The following is a 20,285-nucleotide window of genomic DNA, read 5'->3' on the forward strand; positions in this document are numbered from 1 at the left end:
AATATCCTCGGGATTATTACGGCTGGTGTTCGATTTTAACAAAAATGCGATGGTGCTGTTCGCTTTCACGCCGGGTGGAGTGGGTTAGACCGCGCTGGCGGCTTTGCCTGCTTTCGACTGTGCCGCCCAGTTCCACCCATTCGCCGAGACGGGTATTCACGGTCGTCTCCAGTCCGCTGACATTGATTCGTCCCTCGCCGGCGTTGTTCACGGAGGCCCGCTGCGGTCGAATAAACAATTGCACCTGCTCGCCGTTGAGTTGGGGTCGGATCTGGAAACCGCTGGTGACGTTTTGATAACGGGTCGTGTGGGTGACGGTGCCATCGGGGTTAGTGATCTGTTCGCGGATCGGCATGGCCTGACCGGTACGGATAGTGGCCCATTGCCCCTCCTGAACCCGGATGGTCTGCGCGGACGGCTCCTCCGAGCGGGTTCGGGTGCTGGACATCCCCACGCCTCCGCGGGCACCGCCCTCTATTTGCCGGCCGCCTTCGATGACGATTGTCTCTTCACCCTGATGCGGCACTTCACTGCGCACCCCGATAGCATCGTTACCGATCCGGCCCCGGGCCGCGATCGACTGCTCGGCCTCGATGGCCTCATAATCGGTGGAGACGTACACGGTCAATTCCCGCAGCGCGGTGTCCACCTTGCCCAGCAGTTGACGAATTTCTTCAAGGTTTTGCGGGGTAGAGCGGATGATCAGCTTGTAGTCGGTGCCGGTAATACTGCCACCCTTGGCGACAAACGGCTTGAGCATGGGAACCACTTCCTCAGCGGTGCGATGGCGCAGATCGATCACTTCAAGTTCCATCGTGTCAGGAAATACCGGTTGACTGACAAACAGGCCCAGCAACAACGCTGGAATCAGCGCAAATCTGTTTATCACATATAAAACATTATTCACTTTGCGTTCTCTGCGCCTCTGCGGTGAGATGATTTTACAAATAGAGCCGCCGGGCATCGGTCGGCACCTGACTGTGTTCCCAGACTTCATTGAAGTGCTGTAACAGATAGTGGGCCAGCCTGGGATCGTTGTAGTTGGCAATGCCTTCGTAACGATCGCTCTGCTTGCGATGCAGTACAGCCCGCTCATCCACGATAAAAAAGGTCTCGTTATTATCCGTGTAATCCTTGTGGATCAGCCGGATTTCCATCGAACTGCTCAGGTGTCGGGCCAGTTCGATCAGCCGATGTCCGTGCCTGACCAGCGGTTCGATGTCGCGAATCAGAATGCGAACCTGTGACTGGGGATGGCGGGTCGCCAGACGGCGCAGCGCAATACTGAATTCCTGCTGATCGTAGAGTTTACCGTCAAGATAACGGCTGTACACAGCCAGGCTGCGCCGTCCCTTGTCGAGCATGTTGAGCAGGGTCTGATAATTATCCTGACTGTCGTTGACGATCAGCTCGCCAGTCTGTTCGCCGATGTCGGCACGGGTCAGTGCGGGAGTGTCGTCAATGTGCGCCATGCTGAAAATTCTAGCCGATCCGGGCCAATTCCAGAACCATTCTTTTGTGCGGGATCCCCGCGTCCATGAAGGTTTCACCTTCAACCTGAAAACCGGCCTTGGCATAAAACCCCACGGCACTGACCTGGGCATTCAGAAACACCCGGGACAGTTGCTGTGCCCGGGCCATCTCCAGCAGACGCCTGAGCATTGCTGCACCCACGCCCTGACCCCGCGACTGTGACAGCACCGCCATGCGGCCGATGTGGCCGTTTGGCAGCAGGCGGGCCGTGGCCAGCGGGGTGCCGTCGCTATCGTTGACCAGCAGATGTATGGCGCTGTCATCCAGCCCGTCCCATTCCAGCGCTTCGGGAACCTGCTGTTCCTGGATAAAGACCTGGCGGCGGATCGATTCGATGGCCGGGCGTGCCTCGCGGAAGGTGACCTGCTTCAGCGTAAAATCAGTCCGGCTCATCGATCAGCACCACGCCGAGATTGATCAGTTTGGTTAGCAAGTCAATAAATGCGGCATCTTTTCGCCATTGAGATACCGTCGACAGATCGTAAATGTCAAAGTCACATAGCCAGCGCAGTGGTTCAAATAATTCCCGCGCGACAGTCAGACTGTGACCGGCGGCAAACAGGGTGAGTTGTTGTCCGTGGTCAGTGTAGATCAGCCGGGCCCAGGGATTGCGTACCAGTACCGACTGTTGCGCCAGCGTATGTTCAACCGATTCCCGGCCAAGGGGTGTTTCCAGCGGCAAAACGGCATCGGCCTGTTTGGCCTCGGTGAGCAGGCGGCCCAGCCACTCATTGAGTTGAGCATCGGATAAAAACCGCAGACGCAGGATATCGCGCAATTCGCGCAATGATTCGCCATCCAGGTGCGCGGGGTGATCGGGCAGGGCACGACCGGGATCGGTATAAAACTGTTGGCTTTGCTGATGTTCGACATAGTCATCGGCAAAGCTGCCGAGCAACTGGGTATAAGAAGGGGCGCGAAAGCCGACCGACAGGGTCATGCACTCACCCTCGGCAATACCATGATGCGCCACGCCGGGCGGCAGATACAACATGTCACCGGGCTCGAGCAACCACTCCTGTTCCGTCTCGAACTGTTTCAGGATATGCAACGCGGTGTCGGGAATGAAATTGTCTGCTCCGATCGGCTGTGTGTTGATCCGCCAGCGCCGGGTACCGCTGGCCTGCAGCAAAAAGACATCGTAATTGTCGACATGTGGCCCCACCGACCCCTGATCGGCGGCATAACTGATCATGATGTCATCCATGCGCCAGTCGGGAATAAACCGGAACTGCTGCATCAATTCGGCCACGCCGGGAATGTACTTGTCGACGTCCTGCACCAGCAGGGTCCAGTGGCTTTTGGAAAGCTCGGTAAAACGTTGCGGGCTGAACGGCCCGTTTTCCAGATGCCAGGGGGTGGGGCCGCCTTTTTCCAGCACCAGTCGCGATTCAATGTCGGTTTCACAGGCCAGTCCGGCCAGTTCGTCGGCGCTCAGGGGCGGGACAAAGTTCGGAAAAGCCTGGCGAATCAGCAAGGGGCGTTGTTGCCAGTAGTTCTGTAAAAAATCGGCAGTGGAGAGTTGGCCTGGCGGAGTGCGTGCGGCCATCGGGATCAGACGCCGCGGGCCTGTTCGGTTGCGTTGCCAATATAGCTTGCCGGGGTCATCTCGAGCAGGGGTTGTTTGGCATGCTCGGGGATCTCCAGGCGCTGGATGAACTCGCGCATCCCCTCGGGGGTGATGCGCTGGCCGCGGGTCAGCTCCTTGAGTTTCTCATAGGGCTTTTCGATGCCGTAACGGCGCATCACAGTCTGAATCGCCTCACCCAGCACTTCCCAGTTGTCATCCAGGACCTGTTGCAGGCGGGCCTCGTTGACTTCCAGCTTGCTCAGGCCGCGCAAGCTCGATTGATAGGCAATCAGGGAATGTGCGATGCCGACGCCCAGGTTGCGCAGTACAGTGGAGTCGGTCAGATCCCGCTGCAGCCGTGAGACCGGCAACTTGGCGGCCAGGTGATCGAACAGGGCATTGGCAATGCCCAGATTGCCTTCGGAGTTTTCAAAGTCGATAGGATTGACCTTGTGGGGCATGGTGGACGAGCCCACTTCGCCGGCGACGGTCTTCTGTTTGAAAAAGCCCAGGGAGATATACGCCCAGATATCGCGATCCATATCCAGTAACACGGTATTAAAGCGCGCGACGGCATCGAAAAACTCGGCGATGTAGTCGTGCGGTTCGATCTGGATGGTGTAGGGATTCCACGCCAGTCCCAGCGAGGTGACAAACGCCTCGGCGAAGGCCGGCCAGTCGACTTCGGGGTAGGCGGCCTGATGGGCATTGTAGTTGCCCACCGCGCCGTTGATCTTGCCCAGCATCGGCACCGCGGCGATCTGCTGACGCTGGCGCTTGAAGCGGGCGACGAAATTGGCCAGCTCCTTGCCGACGGTGGTCGGCGAGGCCGGCTGGCCATGGGTATGCGAGAGCATCGGGATAGCGGCAAAGCGGTGGGCCAGCTCGCGGCAGGTGTCGATCAGTTCATCCAGTTGCGGCAGCAGCACCTGGTTGCGTGCTTCGCGCAGCATCAACGCGTAGGACAGGTTGTTAATATCTTCCGAGGTGCAGGCAAAGTGAATGAACTCGCTGACCGCTTCCAGCTCGGCATTGCCGGCAATCTTCTCTTTGAGAAAATATTCCACCGCCTTGACGTCATGATTGGTGGTTTTTTCGATGTTCTTGACCCGTTGTGCATCGTCCACCGTAAAGTCATCAACGATGGCGTCGAGGATCTTGCGGGCATGCCCGGAGAAGGGCGGAACCTCGGGGAGTGACTCGCTGGTGGCCAGTTGCTGCAACCAGCGCACCTCCACCAGGACACGCTGACGGATCAGCCCGTATTCGCTGAAAATCGGCTGTAAATCACGGGTTTTACTGGAATATCGGCCGTCGATCGGGGAAACGGCGGTCAGGCTGGTCAGCTCCATTCGGGTTCCTGTCAGGCTCTTGAAACAGACCCGCTATTTTACACAATTTAGTGGGAACTGTCCGCTGTCCAATATCATTCACCACACGACTGCAGGGACAAGGTGAAACCGCAGGACGAGAGGGTGGCCTGGGCCATGCAATCGACAGGCTGTAGGAGGCCAGCCCTCTGGCCGATAGGTTGAGAGTAGTGCGATCGTCGAGGCTGAATCGCCGAGAGGGCTCGGCTCCTACAGGGTCGTATAGTGTGCCTGCAGGGCGAGGGGGCGAATTCTCTTAACCCGCCTGGCGGTATATCAAGCCCGGTTTGAACAATATTTCATTGGCCGCCAGCTGATCCAGGGGACAACCTTCTTCATTACACCACGCGAGGCGATCGTATTCGTAACGATAGCCGTTGTGCTCGATGGACTGGTAGATCGGCTTGCCCAGATGACTCCCGATTTTCGGTCCGTATAACGGTTTTTGCACGACACTGACCTCCTGATTAACGATTTGCGACATGCACTTGCCCTGATGGCAAGATGTCCTGTTGCTATAGTCCCTACATGGTCATGAAGCCGCCCGGTTTCAACCGGGCGGCTCGCTTCATCGTGCGATTAGTGACGCAGTGGGACTTCAGGGGGTCAGGCAGCAAGCTGTCGCAGCACGTAATGCAGGATACCGCCGTGACGGTAGTACTCGATCTCCTGCGGCGTGTCGATGCGTAGCCGGGCGGTGAAAGTGATGACCTTGCCGTCGGGCGCGGTCGCCGTCACAGTGACCTGCTTGGCGGTACCGTCCTGCAGGCCGGTGATGTCGAACTGCTCCTCACCGCCTAGGCCAAGGGAGCTGGCGCTATCGCCGGGATTAAACTGCAGCGGCAGGATCCCCATGCCGACCAGGTTGGAGCGGTGGATGCGCTCGTAGCTTTCGGCGATGACCGCGCGCACCCCGAGCAGGCGCGGCCCCTTGGCGGCCCAGTCGCGGGAGGAGCCGGAGCCGTACTCCTTGCCGGCGATGACAACCAGCGGCACCTGCTCGTCGTGGTACTTCATCGCGGCATCATAGATGCTCAGGGTCTCGCCGTCGGGCAGATGACGGGTGACGCCGCCTTCGGTACCGGGTGCCAGCAGATTGCGCAGGCGAAGGTTGGCGAAGGTGCCGCGCATCATCACCTCGTGGTTGCCGCGCCGCGAGCCCAGCGAGTTGAAGTCTTTCGGGGCCACGCCGTGGGCCTGCAGGTACTGACCGGCGGGGCTGTCGGCCTTGATCGCCCCGGCCGGGGAGATGTGGTCAGTGGTGACCGAATCACCCAGCAGGGCCAGCAGGCGTGCGCCGCGGATATCGCTGACGGGTGTCAGTTCGCGGGTCATGCCCTCGAAGTAGGGCGGGTTCTGGATATAGGTGGAATCGGCCTGCCAGTCGAACAGCTGGCCTTCGGGCGAGCTGAGACCGCGCCAGGCCTCCTCGCCGTTGTAGACATCCTTGTAGGAGCTGGCGAATTCCTCGCTGTTGACGCTGTTGAGGATCAATTCCTGGATCTCCTGCTGGGTCGGCCAGACATCTTTGAGGAAGACATCATTGCCGTCGGCGTCCTGGCCCAGCGGTTCGTGATACACGTCGATGTCCATGCGCCCGGCCAGGGCGTAGATCACGACCAGCGGCGGGGAGGCCAGATAGTTCATGCGCACCTCGGCGTGTACCCGGCCCTCGAAGTTGCGGTTGCCGGAGAGCACGGAACAGACCGACAGATCGCCTTCGACAATGGCTTTGGAGACCGGCTCGGGCAGGGGGCCCGAGTTGCCGATGCAGGTGGTGCAGCCGTAGCCGACCACGTGAAAGCCGAGCGATTCGAGATCGTCCATCAGCGCGGCCTGCTGCAGGTACTCGGTGACCACCCGCGAACCGGGCGCCAGGGAGGTCTTGACCCAGGGTTTGACCTTGAGGCCGCGTTCATGTGCCTTGCGCGCCACCAGACCGGCGGCAATCATTACCGAGGGGTTGGAGGTATTGGTGCAGGAGGTGATCGAGGCGATGACCACGTTGCCATCCTGCAGGGTAACTTCCTCGCCATCGAGGTGCGCGGTAACCGGCTTGCTGTTGATTTTACGTTCGTCCTTGAGCGCCTTGAGGGCAGTTGCGAATTCGCGCTTGCTGTCAGAGAGCGCCACCCGATCCTGCGGTCGCTTGGGGCCGGCCAGGCTGGGGACAACCGTGGTCATGTCGAGTTCGACCACGCTGCTGTAGACGGCCTCGGGCTGGCCGGGTTCGTGGAACAGCCCCTGTTCGCGGGTATAGGTTTCCACCAGATCGATCTGCTGTGGTTCGCGTCCGGTGAGACGCAGGTACTTCAGAGTCTCGGCATCGATGGGGAAAATACCGCAGGTGGCGCCGTACTCGGGCGCCATGTTGGCGATGGTGGCGCGATCGGCCAGGGACAGATGCGCCAGCCCGTCACCGAAGAACTCCACAAACTTGCCCACCACGCCGTGCTGGCGCAGCATCTCGACCACGGTCAGCACCAGATCGGTGGCGGTGGCGCCTTCGGGCAGGGCACCGGTGAGCCGAAAGCCGACCACCTGGGGGATCAGCATGGAGACCGGCTGGCCGAGCATGGCCGCTTCGGCCTCGATGCCGCCCACGCCCCAGCCCAGCACGCCCAGGCCATTGATCATGGTGGTATGCGAGTCGGTGCCGACCAGAGTATCGGGATAGGCCTGGAGCACGCCGTTGTTCTCCTTGGCAAACACCCCCCGGGCCAGGTATTCGAGGTTGACCTGATGCACAATGCCGGTGTCCGGCGGCACCACCTTGAAGTTGGAGAAAGCCTTCTGACCCCACTTGAGAAAGCTGTACCGCTCCTGGTTGCGGCTGTATTCCAGCTCGGCATTGAGGCGCAGCGAATCCTTGTTGCCGAAGCTGTCGATCTGCACCGAGTGGTCGATGACCAGTTCCGCCGGCTGCAGCGGATTGATGCGCTCGGGATCGCCGCCCAGCTTCTGCATGGCATCGCGCATGGCCGCCAGGTCGACCACCGCCGGTACGCCGGTGAAATCCTGCATCAGTACCCGCGCCGGGGTGTAGGCGATTTCCTGGCACGGCTCGGCCTGCGGATCCCAGCTGGCCATCGCCCGGATATCATCGGCGCTGACCACCTTGCCGTCCTCATGGCGCAACAGGTTTTCCAGCAAAATCTTCAGGGAATAGGGCAGGCGGTCGGCACCCTCGATCGCATCCAGCCGGTAGATTTCGTGATCCTGGCCATTCACGGACAACGTGGCGCGGGCGTTGAAACTGTTGCTCATGTAACAGGCTCCTTCGGAGAAAGCGATGATTTTGCCGGTGAATTATTCCCGCAATTATACGCCAAAGCGGCGGGGGCTGAAACAAACGCGGCTCTTTTTGGGGCCGGGAAATAAAACGCGGAGTTCGCAGAGACGCGGAGACGCAGAGATATAATGTTGGATGTTGAATGTTGAATTAAGATTCTGTATCGAATTCAACATTCAAAATTGCTTTTTATTCTCCGCGCCTCTGCGACTCCGCGCTCTCTGCGTTAATTTTCAGAAACTATCTACTGGCAAGGCAGCTGCCGGGCGGTATCGATCGGGCGTTTACGTTTAAACAGGACCTGTCATCTTCACGTAACATTCCTGTCAGGCTTTTTGGGGACGGGAAACAAAGCGCGGAGTTCGCAGAGGCGATTATGCCCGTTGTTTGGGTGCAAAGGCGCGGAGATATAATTTTTAATGTTGAATTTTAAATTTTGAATTAAGATTCTGTATCGAATTCAATATTCAACATTCAAAATTGCTTTTTATTCTCCGCGCCTCTGCGACTCCGCGTCCTCCGCGTTAACTTCCAGAGCCTAACTATTGGGCAAGCAACTGCTGGGCCGTATCGACGATGCGTTTGCGTTTGAACAGGATCTGCCAGCGGCGGCCGCCGAGCTGGCGCCAGAGTACCGCGGCGCGGAGGCCGGCCAGGAGCAGGGCGCGGATACGGCTGACATTGTCGGGATTGGAGAGGTATTGCTGTTCGCCGTTGACCATGATCTTCGGCGTGAGTGTACTGATGGTGTCGCTGTAGATGCCGGACAGGTTGGCCAGGACGTTGGTGTGGGTCAGGGCGTAGTGCTCGGTTTGTGCGCGGGCCCGTTCGATTCCCTCGGCGATTTGCCCCAGCATGGCGGGGTTTTTGTCCAGTTTACGTTGCAGGTGCAGCAGCGCGATGACATAGCGGGCAATTTCGACCTTGCGGTTTTGCGCGCTGGTTCCCAGCTGATTGATCAGGGTCTGCAAGCCGGTACGCAGCACCGCGGGTGGACCAAAGACATCGGTGACCGAGTCGGGATGGGTATTGAGGATCCCTTGCAAACAAACCTGCAGGTCATCGTCGTCGTAGCGGCCGCTGCTGGCGATGTTATGCACCAGCTGGGCCGTTTGAAATACCGCAGCCAACGCCAGGGTTTGTTCTTCTGTCCGGTTCATGCCTGACTCCGCTGATAATCCTGAATAATGCCGCCACCGAGGCAGACCTCGTTCTGATAGAACACGACAGACTGACCGGGGGTGATGGCCCACTGGGGATCCGCAAAGGTGACTTCACAGACGCCGTCGTGCAAACGGGTAATGGTACAGGCCGTGTCCTGCTGGCGATAGCGGGTCCGGGCGGTGCATTGCAGCGGTATGGGTGGTGCACTGCCGGCGACCCAGTGCAGATCGGTGGCGGTCAGCTGTTGACTGTAGAGCAGGGGATGATCGTGGCCGTTGACGACGATCAACACATTATTGTTCAGATCCTTGTCGGCCACATACCAGGTGGCATCCGGGTACCCCTTGACCCCGCCGATGCCCAGCCCCTGGCGCTGGCCCAGGGTGTAATACATCAATCCCTCGTGGCGGCCGAGTCGCTCCCCCGGAGGCGTGTGGATCTCGCCGGGCTGGGCGGGCAGGTAGTGTTTGAGAAAGGCCCGAAAATTCCGTTCGCCGATAAAACAGATGCCGGTGCTGTCTTTCTTATCGAAGGTGACCAGCTTTTGCTGTTCGGCCAGGCGGCGGACTTGCGGCTTGTCCAGTTCGCCCACGGGAAACAGGCTTCGGCTGAGCTGCTCCTGATTCAGGGTATATAAAAAGTAACTCTGATCCTTGTTGTGATCCTTGCCGCGCAACAGGTAATAATGGCCATCCTGTTCGCGGATCCGGGCGTAATGACCGGTGGCAATGCGTTCGGCGCCCTGCGCCAGGGCATAATCCAGAAAGGCCCGGAACTTGATCTCCCGGTTGCAGAGAATGTCAGGATTGGGGGTGCGCCCGGCACCGTACTCCTGCAGAAAATAACTGAATACCCGATCCCAGTATTGATCCGCGAAATTGACGCCCTGCAATGGGATGCCCAGTGCCTCGCATACTTGCTGTGCGTCCTTGAGATCGTCTTCCGCGGCGCAGTGATCATCGACATCGTCGCCTTCCCAGTTTTTCATGAATACCCCGCGCACGGCATGGCCCTGCTGTTTTAACAACAGCGCCGCCACCGACGAGTCGACCCCGCCGGACATGCCTACGATGATATTCATTGCTGCCATAATTTTGATGACTTGCTGGTTGTTTTATAAAACCACCGAAACGCCGAAGTCACTGAATATACTGAAAGATAATGCTTGATATTGATCAGTGACAGCGGTAACCGTAGAGGTGAATATTCTGAGATGATCAATTTTTCTCCGCGCCTCTGCACCCAAACGACGGGCATAAACGCCTCTGCGATCTCCGCGTTATATCCCGGAGTGTTTACAAAATGGACCGCTATTCGATGTCACGATACAGCTCGAGAGCGAACCGCTGTCCCTGCAGGTAATCCTCGATGCTTTGCATCACCAGTGGGCTGCGCAGTTTATTCGCTTGCGACAGCAATTCGTCCGGGCTGAGCCAGAGCGCGCGCAGGATACCATCGTCCAGTTCCCGGTCTGTAACCGCTTCGCCGACGCTACCGCAGAAGGCATGGCGCACAAAGGTGATATCGTTATCCGGGTGCGTCCAGCGATAGATCCCGGTGACGGCCTGCGGCGCGAAGTAATGCGCCGTCTCTTCCAGGGTCTCGCGGATGACGGCATCGACAAAGCTTTCCCCGGCCTCCACATGGCCGGCCGGCTGGTTAAGGACGATCCGGCCCTCGACGTCTTCCTCGACCATGAGAAAGCGGCCGTTTTGTTCGATCACCGCGGCGACGGTCAGGTGGGGCTGAAATGTCATGGGACTCGCAATACTGTTGCAGGGTGGGCCAGGGTTGTTCTATCTCTTGCCACTGTCCGGGTTCGATCCCGGCGAGTGTCCAGGGGCCGATAGCATACCGGATCAGGCGCAGGGTAGGGTAGCCGACGGCGGCGGTCATGCGCCGCACTTGCCGGTTGCGGCCTTCGCGCAGAGTCAGGGAGAGCCAGCTGTCCGGCACATTCAGACGGTGACGGATCGGGGGCTGGCGCGGCCAGACAGCCGGTTCCGGGATGATCGAGACCTCGGCCGGAGCACTGGGGCCCTCTTTGAGCCTGACCCCGTGACGCAGTGCTTTCAGTGCCGCGCTGTCTGGCTTACCCTCGACCTGGACCCAGTAGATTTTGGGCAGCTTGAAGGCCGGAGCGCTGATGCGGTTCTGCAGTTTGCCGTCGTCGGTCAGCAGTAACAGACCTTCACTGTCCTTGTCCAACCGCCCGGCGGGGTAAATCGCCGGAATACTGATGTACCTGGCCAGTCCCGGGACATCCTGTTCGCTCCGGAACTGGCACAATACATTGAAGGGTTTGTTAAAAACGATTAGCATGAATAGCCCTATGAAAAAAATGTATTAACAAAACAGCTCAATAATAAAGTATAAATGCCGACAAGCAACCCGTTCCCGATAAAGTGTAACCTGAATCAGTATGTCGCAACCCTCCCTGCAAAAACGATTTTTCGCCATGGCGCTCGTTATTCTGGCCGCGCTGGGAGGCGTTGTTTATTACAGTCATACCCTTGTAGATCAAACTGCTAACGAAGCGATACAGACGATTGCCGAAACGCGAGAACTGGAACAGCGTGTCAACGAATTACGCAACCAGTTACAAACTCTGAAGCAGCTTGTCTATCAAAGAACTGTAATATCCTATAGTCAAGATAATCAGGTTAAACAGAAACTGCTCGGGCAGATCGAGGTGGTTGATAGTCAGATTGATAGTTTTTTTTCTACATCAAGCCGATACAGTTCATGGCGGGAGGAATCCAAAGATGAGCCTGATTCATTCGCGGCTTTAGCGGCCGATGCCAAACAACACTTTCAAAAGATCAAGCGTTATATTGATTATTACAATATGGTTCTGGAGGATCCGCGTTTACGGTTCCCCTCCGCAGGACCCTTGAATGACGAATTACTGCCATTAAATCGCAGTTTTATTACTGCTCTTAACAACGCGATACATGAAATAGAGGATTCGGAGGAATTAAATCAGAAAGAGACGATTCTCGGTATACTGGCGGATTTGCGTTACGCCTGGATTCAGCAAATAAGCATATTCAGAATGTTTGCGCTATCGCGCAGCGGAATGTTTGATACGCCGAGGACAGCCATGGAAACGACGCTTGTTGATCGCGAGTTGTTTGTCGAACAAGTCAACATTTTATTCTCCAGGTTAAATCGCCTTGACAGACAGGGTGTTCTGCCGTTTGAAACAAGTCTGTCGGTTGAGCAAATGATAAAAATACAGAGGCGATATGAAAAACGATTTGATGAAATAAGACCAATACTGATGTCGGACGAATGGCGGATTGATCATTTGTTTTTGCAGGAAAATCTGCAGCCTGAATTTCAGGTGTTGAGCAACCTCATAAATCAAATCAACGAGACTATCAAACAGCATTCCACAAATGTCATAACGCAAACTCGCGATGTTGCAGGCGATATTAATGTGCTAATCCTGCTTTCCGGTGCTGTGCTGCTGGGCGTGATGGTGCTGGGTTATATGGCTTTTGAGCGACTAATACGCCGCCCTGTTCTGGTTGTGGCGGACGCGATGAATGCAGAGGCCAATGGCGAATCGTTTTATCCCATCATGAATGCCAACATAAAGGAAACCCGTTTGTTGGTCGAAGCATTCCATAATATGCAGGAGCAGGTGCACTCTCGACAGACCCGGCTGGAATCGATACTGGGCAGTGCCGCCGAGGGCATTATCAGTATGGATGAGAACGGCGCTATCGAAGCGTTTAACACAGCTGCTGAAGAACTGTTTGGTTACCGTGCAGACGAGATACTGAGAGGGAATATTAATCAGTTGTTCCCCGCCGAGATACAAACTCGTCAGGATTCATTTATTGCTGACTTGTGTCAGGGGAAAATTCGAAAGACCGATACCGAGATCGACACTGTCGGGTTGCACCGTGATGGTTCCGCCTTCCCGATGTCGCTCAAAATAAGTGAGATGACCGTTGGCGGACGGCGGCTTTATACCGCCCTGGTCGATGATGTTAGTGAGCGTATGACCATGATCAGCAATTTGCGCCATCTGGCCGAACATGATTCGCTGACCGGGTTGGCAAACCGCTACTTCTTCCTGCAGGAGCTGGAACGTGTGGTGCACCGCGCATCGCGCGGGCAGCATTGTGATGTAGCACTGCTTTACATTGACATGGATAATTTCAAATATGTCAATGACACCATGGGGCATATGGCGGGTGACAAACTGTTGATCGAAGTCTCCGGTATGCTGAAACGGCGCAGTCGTGACACGGACCTGGTGGCGCGTATAGGCGGTGATGAATTTGCGGTCTTGCTCTATGATGTAACTCATGAAGATGTACTGAACGCTGCCGAAGCATTCCGCGATAAATTACAAAATCATCACTTTTCCTTTGAAGGCAGAATGGCCGATGTCGGATGTTCCATTGGTGTAGCAATGGTAGAGCAAGGTGTCAGCAAAGATGAGTTTCTGGCTCGGGCTGATCTCTCCTGTAATGCCGCCAAAAGGGCGGGGCGTAACAGGGTGCACCTTTACAGTGATACCGACAAACAGAATCTGGAGAACATCTCAGATGATATGGGCTGGGTGAGACGTATCAAGGATGCGGTGCGTAATAATCGGTTTATATTTGTTCTGCAGCCTATTATGCATGCCAGTACCCAGAGGGTGTTCAAAACTCTGTGTCACCGAAGCACTTATAGCTCAATATGTTTTTCCAGCCTGCCCTCAAAATGGATCGCCAGTTGCGAGAGGGTCAGGTTCCAGTTTTTCACCGGGTGCGTCCAGCGCTCGGACGCCTTGAGTATACCGGCATAGAGTAATTTGAGTAAGCTGTTTTCATTGGCGAACCCGCCCTTGGTTTTGGTCAGCTTGCGGAACTGACGATGCACGGCTTCGACGGCATTGGTGGTGTAAATGGCGGTGCGCACGTAGTCCGGATATTTGAAATAGGCCGATAGCGTAGGCCATTTACTGCGCCAGGACTGGATCACCATGGGGTACTTGTCACCCCATTTGGCTTCCAGTTCATCCAGGGCTGTCTCGGCGGCATTGAGGGTGGCGGCTTTATAGACGGTTTTGAGATCGGCCATGAAGGCTTTGTGATTTTTCGAGCCGACGTACTTTAGCGAGTTTCGGATCTGGTGAATGATGCAGTGCTGGATCTCGGTATCGGGGTAGAGGCTTTCGATGGCCTCGGGAAAGCCCTTGAGGCCGTCCACGCAGGCGATCAGAATGTCCTTGACACCCCGGTTATGCAGATCGGTGAGCACGCTCAGCCAGTGGTGGGCGCCTTCGGTGTCCGACAGATACAGGCCCAGCAGCTCTTTTTTGCCGTCGATGTTCAGGCCCAGGATGGTGTAGATGGCCTTGCTAACATACCGGCCGTTCTCCTTGATTTTGTAATGGATGGCGTCGAGCCAGACAATCGGATAGATGGCCTCCAGGTCCCGTTCCCGCCAGGCGGCCAGCTCGGGCAGGAGCTTGTCGGTGACGGCATTGAGGGTGCCATTGGACAGCGCGATGCCGTACATGTCACCAATGTGGTCGCGGATGTCCTGATAGCTCATACCCAGAGCAAACAACGCAATGACCTTGCGTTCGAGCTCATCGGTCAGATGTGTCTGGTGCTTTTTGACCAGCTGCGGCTCAAAGGTCCCGGCCCGGTCGCGAGGGGTGTCCAACTCAAATGGCCCGGCGGCGCTTTTCATGGTTTTTGAGGTGCTGCCATTTTTGCGATTGGGCGTCTCTTGGGCGTCCAGATGCGTCTCCAGCTCGGCTTGCATGGCCGCTTCGGTGAGCTGCTTGATCAGCGGGGTGAGGACCCCGTCCTTGCCACTGAGGTCCTGGCCTTCACGCAACGCCTTGAGCGCCGCATCCATGTCGAAGTTGATTTGTTTTTTCATGTGTCATACCTTTTATAGACAGTTTAATGGAATGACACAGAATTCTGAACACTACCAGTACCCATGAGATCAGCCGTTGGGAGGTATTGCTGCGCATGTTGGATGATAATGATAAATTCATTATGCCCAGTGGCTTTATTCCGCCGGCAGAGCGCTTCAGCATGATGCCGGAGATCGACCGTTGGGTAGTTAACCATGCTATTGATTTTCTCGCCAGTGATGAAAGCGACAAAATGAAGCTGGCGATCAATCTGTCTGCAGCCTCGTTTGATAATGAGGAGATGATTAACTGTATTACCGATAAAATCGCTCAGACCGGGATTGATCCTACCCGTATGATATTCGAAATTACGGAAACCGTTGCCATGGCGGACCTGGAGCTGACCGCCTCGTTTATGGCGAAGTTGCGTAAGCTGGGCTGCCGCACTGCGCTGGATGACTTTGGCGTCGGTTACTCCTCATTTGCTTATCTTAAAGATCTACCGGTCGACTACGTGAAAATCGACGGCTCATTTGTTTGTGATATCGATAGCAATGAATTGAATCGAGCCATTGTCAAGTCGATGAACGACGTGGCCCAGGCCATGGGTAAGCTGACTGTGGCCGAATTTGTGGAAAACGAGGCGTGTAGGCACGTACTGGAGTTGATGGGAGTGGATTACCTGCAGGGTTATTATATCGGCCGTCCGGCGATCCCCGCTTTCGAAGCTCGCCGTATTGAGCTGGTGCGGCGTACTGTCTCCTCCTCCTGAATCAAACGATCCGAATAGCAGGAGGTGCGGCTACCCTGCGCCCTCCGGAACGTTCGACCACAGGGGTATATTCATTGTATGTCCTGGCAGGCACAGAACACCTCGTAAGGTTGACAATGTTCGGGTGGTCGGAACCTCTGTTTAGCACCTTCCCGTGCAAGTTTGTCGTTGACGGGCATTCTTTCCAGGCTGTTGATCCTGATATAATCCGGCTTTCATTTGCGATGACAGGGTAGAGGTATGGCTTACGACAAGATCGTCGTCCCCACGGACGGCCGGGCAATTGCGGTCAACCCGGATAACTCACTCAACGTGCCCGATAACCCGATTATCCCCTATATCGAGGGTGACGGCATCGGGGTTGATATCAGCCCGGTAATGAAGAAGGTGATCGACGCCGCGGTGGCAAAGGCCTATGGCGGCAAGCGCCGGCTGCACTGGATGGAAATCTATGCCGGGGAAAAATCCACCCGCCTTTATGGTGAAGATGTCTGGTTGCCCGACGAGACATTGGCGGCGATTCGCGAATTCAGTGTGGCCATCAAGGGCCCCCTGACCACCCCGATCGGCGGCGGCATTCGTTCTTTGAACGTGGCGCTGCGTCAGGATCTCGATCTCTATGTCTGCCTGCGCCCGGTCCGTTACTATGACGGCACCCCCAGCCCGCTGCGCGAGCCGGAAAAGACTGACATGGTCATTTTCCGCGAGAACTCCGAAGATATCTATGCCGGGATCGAATGGCAGGCGGGTACGCCGGAAGTGAAAAAAGTCATCCAGTTTCTGCAGCAGGAGATGGGGGTCAACAAGATCCGCTTCCCCGATAGTTCGGGAATCGGGGTCAAGCCGGTGTCCCGCGAAGGCACCGAACGACTGGTGCGCAAGGCCATCCAGTACGCCATCGACAACGATCGGCCTTCGGTGACCCTGGTGCACAAGGGCAATATCATGAAGTTCACCGAGGGGGCCTTCAAGCAGTGGGGTTACGATCTGGCGCAACGGGAGTTCGGTGCCGGGGAGATCGACGGCGGACCGTGGTGCAGCTTCAAAAACCCCAATACGGGGACAGAGATCGTGATCAAGGATGTCATTGCGGACGCCTTTTTGCAGCAGATCCTGCTGCGCCCGGAAGATTACGATGTGGTGGCCACGCTCAACCTCAACGGCGATTACGTCTCCGATGCGCTGGCGGCCCAGGTCGGCGGGATCGGCATCGCACCGGGGGCGAACCTGTCCGATACGGTTGCGCTGTTCGAGGCGACCCACGGCACGGCACCCAAGTACGCCGGCCAGGACAAGGTCAATCCCGGCTCCTTGATTCTCTCCGCGGAGATGATGCTGCGCCATCTGGGCTGGACAGAGGCGGCCGATCGGGTGGTGCAGGGGATGTCTCGCGCGATTGCCAACAAAACCGTCACCTATGACTTTGAGCGCCTGATGCAGGGCGCAACCCTGCTCAGTTGTTCCGCCTTTGGCGATGCGCTGATCGCGCAAATGGATTAATACCCGGGATGATGTTGGACAAAAAGTAACCGCTCTTTAAGAGCGGTTACTGGTTGGTGCGTGGATTTGTCGCCGGACCGATCAGTGGGTTCCGGTGTCCTGGGGGGTGATGGTGGTCGCATGCATCCCTTTGGGGCCCTGCTGATACTCGAATTCAACCTGCTGGCCCTTTTTCAGGGTCTTGTAGCCGTCCATGCTGATGGCGGAAAAATGAGCAAAAATATCGTCTCCGCCGTTTTCCGGGGCGATAAACCCGTAACCCTTGGCATTACTGAACCATTTTACTGTACCTGTCGACATAATCTTTCAGCCTCCTTGTCCATCGACGGGGCAAACCCGGTTACCCCTTTTGTTGCCATGGAATTGCAGTGCCCCGGGGCCGGCCCGGGTGCAACTTTATCCCCTGACTATAGTCAAATTCAGTTGAATTTCATCCGTCAGAGTCCACAAAAATGGGGGATGGGCATCTTCCTCGCGTATCGGCTAAAATCGGCCTATGAGTGATCAAGAGCATACCCGAGACAACCAGGATGAGGGGCTGGTCCTTGACGAGGCGAAACCCAAGGTCAAGCGCCCGCCAATGTATAAAGTTTTGCTGATAAATGACGATTACACTCCTATGGAGTTTGTCGTGCATGTATTGCAGGCATTTTTTGGCATGGATCGTGAAAAGGCGACCCATATCATGTTGAACGTCCATACCAAGGGCAAAGGCATCTGCGGCATTTATCCCCGCGATGTTGCCGAAACCAAGGTGGCACAGGTCAACGAGTATTCGAGGCAGAATGAACATCCGTTACTCTGTACCCTGGAGCCGGATGCCGATGAGCAGTAGGCGAGGAGGTCGTCATGTTGAACAAGGACCTGGAAAAAACCCTGAATGAAGCTTTCAAACAGGCGCGGGAGCAGCACCACGAATTTATGACCGTGGAGCATCTGCTCCTGGCGCTGCTGGACAATCCCTCTGCCATCGAGGTCCTCAAAGCCTGCGGTGCCAATGTCGAGGCCTTGCGCAAGGACCTGAGTAAATTCCTCGACGAGACCATGCCGCTGTTGCCGCCCCATGACGACCGCGAGACCCAGCCAACCCTCGGCTTTCAGCGCGTACTGCAACGGGCGGTGTTTCATGTGCAGTCTTCCGGCAAGCAGGAGGTCAGCGGGGCCAACGTCCTGGTGGCCATCTTCAGCGAGCAGGAGTCCCAGGCTGTCTACTTTCTGAAAAAGCAGGACGTCAATCGCCTGGAGGTGGTGAATTACCTCTCTCACGGCATCAGCAAGGTGCAGGACGAAGAGCAGGTGGACCCGGAAAACCTCGGCGACGAGGAGGGTGGCGAAGACGCCAGCAATCCGCTCAAGCAGTTTACCGCCAATCTCAACGAGCTGGCCCGACAGGGTCGGATCGATCCGCTGATCGGCCGCAAGAATGAGCTGGAACGCACCATCCAGGTATTGTGCCGCCGGCGCAAGAACAACCCGCTGTTCGTCGGCGAAGCCGGCGTGGGCAAGACCGCCCTGGCCGAGGGACTGGCCAAGAAGATCGTCGACGGCGAGGTCCCGGAAATCCTCCGCGACAGCGTCATCTATTCGCTGGATCTGGGCACCCTGCTGGCCGGCACCAAATACCGCGGCGATTTCGAAAAGCGGCTCAAGGCCGTGCTCGCTCAACTGCACAAGCAGGAGGGCGCGGTGCTGTTCGTGGATGAGATCCATACTATCATCGGCGCCGGTGCGGCTTCGGGCGGGGCCATGGATGCCTCCAACCTGATCAAGCCGGTGCTGGCCTCCGGTGAGCTCAAGTGCATCGGCTCCACCACTTACCAGGAATATCGTGGCATCTTCGAGAAGGACCGGGCGCTCTCGCGCCGCTTCCAGAAGATCGATGTGCCCGAGCCGACGGTGGAAGAGTGCGTGCAGATACTTGAAGGGCTCAAGTCCCGTTTCGAGGAACACCACAGCGTGCGCTATACCCATCAGGCACTGCGCCTGGCCGCGGAGCTGTCGGAGCGCTATATCAATGATCGGCACCTGCCGGACAAGGCGATCGATGTGATCGACGAAGCGGGGGCCAATCAGCGCATGCAGGCCCCGTCCAAGCGCAAGAAAACCATCGGTGTGAAAGAGATCGAAGCGATCGTGGCCAAGATTGCCCGGATCCCCCCCAAGACCGTCTCCTCCAGCGATATGGAGACCCTGCGCAACATGGAACGGGATCTCAAGCTGGTCATCTACGGTCAGGAAGAGGCGGTCGACAGTCTCTCCGCGGCCATCAAGCTCTCCCGGGCCGGGCTGGGCAACGAGAGCCGCCCCATCGGCTCCTTCCTGTTCGCCGGGCCCACCGGTGTCGGCAAGACCGAGGTGACCAAGCAGCTGGCGCGGATCATGGGGATCGAGCTGATTCGCTTCGACATGTCCGAGTACATGGAACGGCACACCGTCTCACGGCTGATCGGCGCACCGCCGGGCTATGTGGGTTACGACCAGGGCGGGCTGCTGACCGAGGAGATCAACAAGCATCCGCATGCGGTATTGCTGCTCGATGAGATCGAAAAGGCCCATCCCGATGTCTTCAACCTGCTGTTGCAGGTGATGGATCACGGTACCCTGACCGACAACAACGGGCGCAAGGCCGATTTTCGCAACGTCATCATTGTCATGACCACCAATGCCGGCGCCGAGAACCTGTCGCGCAGCTCCATCGGCTTCACCCGGCAGGATCACTCCAGCGATGCCATGGAAGCGATCAAGAAGACCTTCACGCCGGAATTCCGCAACCGGCTGGATGCGGTCATCCAGTTCAAGCAACTGAGCCCGGACATCATCAGCCAGGTGGTCGACAAGTTCATGTTCGAATTCGAGGCCCAGCTGGAAGAGAAGGGCGTCAGCCTGGAAGTGGATGCCGAGGCCCGTACCTGGCTGGCCATGCGCGGCTACGATCCGACCATGGGTGCCCGGCCGATGGCACGGCTGATTCAGGAAAATATCAAAAAACCGCTGGCCGAGGAGCTGCTGTTCGGCAAGCTGGCCCACGGCGGGCATATCCGGATCAGCGTCGACAACGACGAACTGAGCTTCGAGATGGAAGGCAAGGACGAACTGGCCACCAGCTAGTGCCGAGGGACGAGTTACGAGGGACGAGGTTGTTCAATCCGGATAGGGTGCGTTCTACGCACCGTCCGTACCAGAGGCCAGGTCCTGGGGAACAATAT

17 protein-coding genes and 1 pseudogene are annotated in these 20,285 nt (G+C 56.9%); 5 read left to right on the forward strand and 13 right to left on the reverse strand.

What is annotated here, in order from left to right; all coding sequences use genetic code 11:
* Positions 1-16: 16 nt before the first annotated feature.
* The 11 genes from U5J94_RS11020 to U5J94_RS11070 form a co-directional block, all read right to left on the reverse strand.
* Positions 17-889 (reverse strand): secretin N-terminal domain-containing protein, encoded by an 873-nt coding sequence (locus U5J94_RS11020; protein ID WP_322565689.1) that lies wholly within the window; start codon positions 887-889, stop codon positions 17-19.
* A gap of 52 nt (positions 890-941) precedes the next feature.
* Positions 942-1,472 carry a hypothetical protein gene (locus U5J94_RS11025; RefSeq protein ID WP_322565690.1) on the reverse strand — a complete coding sequence of 177 codons (531 nt, stop codon included), beginning with the start codon at positions 1,470-1,472 and terminating at the stop codon, positions 942-944.
* 10 nt (positions 1,473-1,482) lie between these two features.
* Positions 1,483-1,926 (reverse strand): GNAT family N-acetyltransferase, encoded by a 444-nt coding sequence (locus U5J94_RS11030; protein ID WP_322565691.1) that lies wholly within the window; start codon positions 1,924-1,926, stop codon positions 1,483-1,485.
* Positions 1,913-3,082 carry a cupin domain-containing protein gene (locus tag U5J94_RS11035; RefSeq protein ID WP_322565692.1) on the reverse strand — a complete coding sequence of 390 codons (1,170 nt, stop codon included), beginning with the start codon at positions 3,080-3,082 and terminating at the stop codon, positions 1,913-1,915. Before U5J94_RS11035 ends, U5J94_RS11030 begins: the two co-directional genes overlap by 14 nt.
* A gap of 5 nt (positions 3,083-3,087) precedes the next feature.
* The gene (purB, locus tag U5J94_RS11040) at positions 3,088-4,455 is read right to left on the reverse strand and encodes an adenylosuccinate lyase (protein WP_322565693.1); all 1,368 of its coding nucleotides are present in this window, start codon (positions 4,453-4,455) and stop codon (positions 3,088-3,090) included.
* Positions 4,456-4,729: 274 nt separating this feature from the next.
* Positions 4,730-4,957 (reverse strand): hypothetical protein, encoded by a 228-nt coding sequence (locus U5J94_RS11045; RefSeq protein ID WP_322565694.1) that lies wholly within the window; start codon positions 4,955-4,957, stop codon positions 4,730-4,732.
* A gap of 122 nt (positions 4,958-5,079) precedes the next feature.
* The gene (gene acnA / locus U5J94_RS11050) at positions 5,080-7,740 is read right to left on the reverse strand and encodes an aconitate hydratase AcnA (RefSeq protein WP_322565695.1); all 2,661 of its coding nucleotides are present in this window, start codon (positions 7,738-7,740) and stop codon (positions 5,080-5,082) included.
* Positions 7,741-8,307: 567 nt separating this feature from the next.
* Complete coding sequence (gene hflD / locus U5J94_RS11055) at positions 8,308-8,925, reverse strand: high frequency lysogenization protein HflD (protein ID WP_322565696.1); 618 nt, start codon at positions 8,923-8,925, stop codon at positions 8,308-8,310.
* Positions 8,922-10,019, reverse strand: coding sequence for a tRNA 2-thiouridine(34) synthase MnmA (gene mnmA, locus U5J94_RS11060; RefSeq protein ID WP_322565697.1), 1,098 nt, complete (start codon positions 10,017-10,019; stop codon positions 8,922-8,924). The genes hflD and mnmA overlap by 4 nt, the downstream gene beginning before the upstream one ends.
* Positions 10,020-10,239: 220 nt before the next feature.
* Positions 10,240-10,686 (reverse strand): NUDIX hydrolase, encoded by a 447-nt coding sequence (locus tag U5J94_RS11065; protein ID WP_322565698.1) that lies wholly within the window; start codon positions 10,684-10,686, stop codon positions 10,240-10,242.
* Positions 10,589-11,251 carry a pseudouridine synthase gene (locus U5J94_RS11070; protein ID WP_322565699.1) on the reverse strand — a complete coding sequence of 221 codons (663 nt, stop codon included), beginning with the start codon at positions 11,249-11,251 and terminating at the stop codon, positions 10,589-10,591. The genes U5J94_RS11065 and U5J94_RS11070 overlap by 98 nt, the downstream gene beginning before the upstream one ends.
* Positions 11,252-12,566: 1,315 nt before the next feature.
* Between U5J94_RS11070 and U5J94_RS11075 the strand changes: the two are divergent.
* A pseudogene (locus tag U5J94_RS11075) lies at positions 12,567-13,442 on the forward strand (diguanylate cyclase domain-containing protein); the annotation flags it as partial.
* Positions 13,443-13,618: 176 nt separating this feature from the next.
* On the opposite strand, the gene U5J94_RS11080 reads toward U5J94_RS11075, so the two are convergent.
* Positions 13,619-14,827, reverse strand: a complete 1,209-nt coding sequence (locus tag U5J94_RS11080) for an IS256 family transposase (protein WP_322563898.1) — start codon at positions 14,825-14,827, stop codon at positions 13,619-13,621.
* A 68-nt stretch (positions 14,828-14,895) separates the two neighbouring features.
* Here U5J94_RS11080 and U5J94_RS11085 point away from each other — a divergent pair, with 68 nt between their 5' ends.
* Entirely contained in the window at positions 14,896-15,579 is a 684-nt protein-coding gene (locus tag U5J94_RS11085) for an EAL domain-containing protein (RefSeq protein WP_322566489.1), read from the forward strand.
* 240 nt (positions 15,580-15,819) lie between these two features.
* On the forward strand, positions 15,820-17,079 hold the full coding sequence (gene icd / locus U5J94_RS11090) for an NADP-dependent isocitrate dehydrogenase (RefSeq protein WP_322565700.1): 1,260 nt from the start codon (positions 15,820-15,822) through the stop codon (positions 17,077-17,079).
* 81 nt (positions 17,080-17,160) lie between these two features.
* On the opposite strand, the gene cspD is transcribed toward icd, so the two are convergent.
* Complete coding sequence (cspD, locus tag U5J94_RS11095) at positions 17,161-17,379, reverse strand: cold shock domain-containing protein CspD (protein ID WP_322565701.1); 219 nt, start codon at positions 17,377-17,379, stop codon at positions 17,161-17,163.
* 196 nt (positions 17,380-17,575) lie between these two features.
* On the opposite strand from cspD, the gene clpS reads away from it, so the two are divergent.
* Both clpS and clpA read left to right on the forward strand, forming a co-directional pair.
* Positions 17,576-17,914 carry an ATP-dependent Clp protease adapter ClpS gene (gene clpS, locus U5J94_RS11100; protein ID WP_322565702.1) on the forward strand — a complete coding sequence of 113 codons (339 nt, stop codon included), beginning with the start codon at positions 17,576-17,578 and terminating at the stop codon, positions 17,912-17,914.
* A 14-nt stretch (positions 17,915-17,928) separates the two neighbouring features.
* Complete coding sequence (gene clpA / locus U5J94_RS11105; protein ID WP_322565703.1) at positions 17,929-20,187, forward strand: ATP-dependent Clp protease ATP-binding subunit ClpA; 2,259 nt, start codon at positions 17,929-17,931, stop codon at positions 20,185-20,187.
* The last annotated feature ends 98 nt before the right edge of the window (positions 20,188-20,285 follow it).

It is taken from the genome of Thiohalophilus sp. (assembly GCF_034522235.1).
Taxonomy (GTDB): Bacteria; Pseudomonadota; Gammaproteobacteria; order UBA6429; family Thiohalophilaceae; genus Thiohalophilus.

Coding starts and splice junctions, on each gene's coding strand:
- U5J94_RS11025 (WP_322565690.1), bottom strand. CDS start 1,472: ATGGCGCACATTGACGACACTCCCGCACTGACCCGTGCCGACATCGGC.
- U5J94_RS11030 (WP_322565691.1), bottom strand. CDS start 1,926: ATGAGCCGGACTGATTTTACGCTGAAGCAGGTCACCTTCCGCGAGGCA.
- U5J94_RS11035 (WP_322565692.1), bottom strand. CDS start 3,082: ATGGCCGCACGCACTCCGCCAGGCCAACTCTCCACTGCCGATTTTTTA.
- purB (WP_322565693.1), bottom strand. CDS start 4,455: ATGGAGCTGACCAGCCTGACCGCCGTTTCCCCGATCGACGGCCGATAT.
- U5J94_RS11045 (WP_322565694.1), bottom strand. CDS start 4,957: ATGTCGCAAATCGTTAATCAGGAGGTCAGTGTCGTGCAAAAACCGTTA.
- acnA (WP_322565695.1), bottom strand. CDS start 7,740: ATGAGCAACAGTTTCAACGCCCGCGCCACGTTGTCCGTGAATGGCCAG.
- hflD (WP_322565696.1), bottom strand. CDS start 8,925: ATGAACCGGACAGAAGAACAAACCCTGGCGTTGGCTGCGGTATTTCAA.
- mnmA (WP_322565697.1), bottom strand. CDS start 10,019: ATGGCAGCAATGAATATCATCGTAGGCATGTCCGGCGGGGTCGACTCG.
- U5J94_RS11065 (WP_322565698.1), bottom strand. CDS start 10,686: ATGACATTTCAGCCCCACCTGACCGTCGCCGCGGTGATCGAACAAAAC.
- U5J94_RS11070 (WP_322565699.1), bottom strand. CDS start 11,251: ATGCTAATCGTTTTTAACAAACCCTTCAATGTATTGTGCCAGTTCCGG.
- U5J94_RS11080 (WP_322563898.1), bottom strand. CDS start 14,827: ATGAAAAAACAAATCAACTTCGACATGGATGCGGCGCTCAAGGCGTTG.
- icd (WP_322565700.1), top strand. CDS start 15,820: ATGGCTTACGACAAGATCGTCGTCCCCACGGACGGCCGGGCAATTGCG.
- cspD (WP_322565701.1), bottom strand. CDS start 17,379: ATGTCGACAGGTACAGTAAAATGGTTCAGTAATGCCAAGGGTTACGGG.
- clpS (WP_322565702.1), top strand. CDS start 17,576: ATGAGTGATCAAGAGCATACCCGAGACAACCAGGATGAGGGGCTGGTC.
- clpA (WP_322565703.1), top strand. CDS start 17,929: ATGTTGAACAAGGACCTGGAAAAAACCCTGAATGAAGCTTTCAAACAG.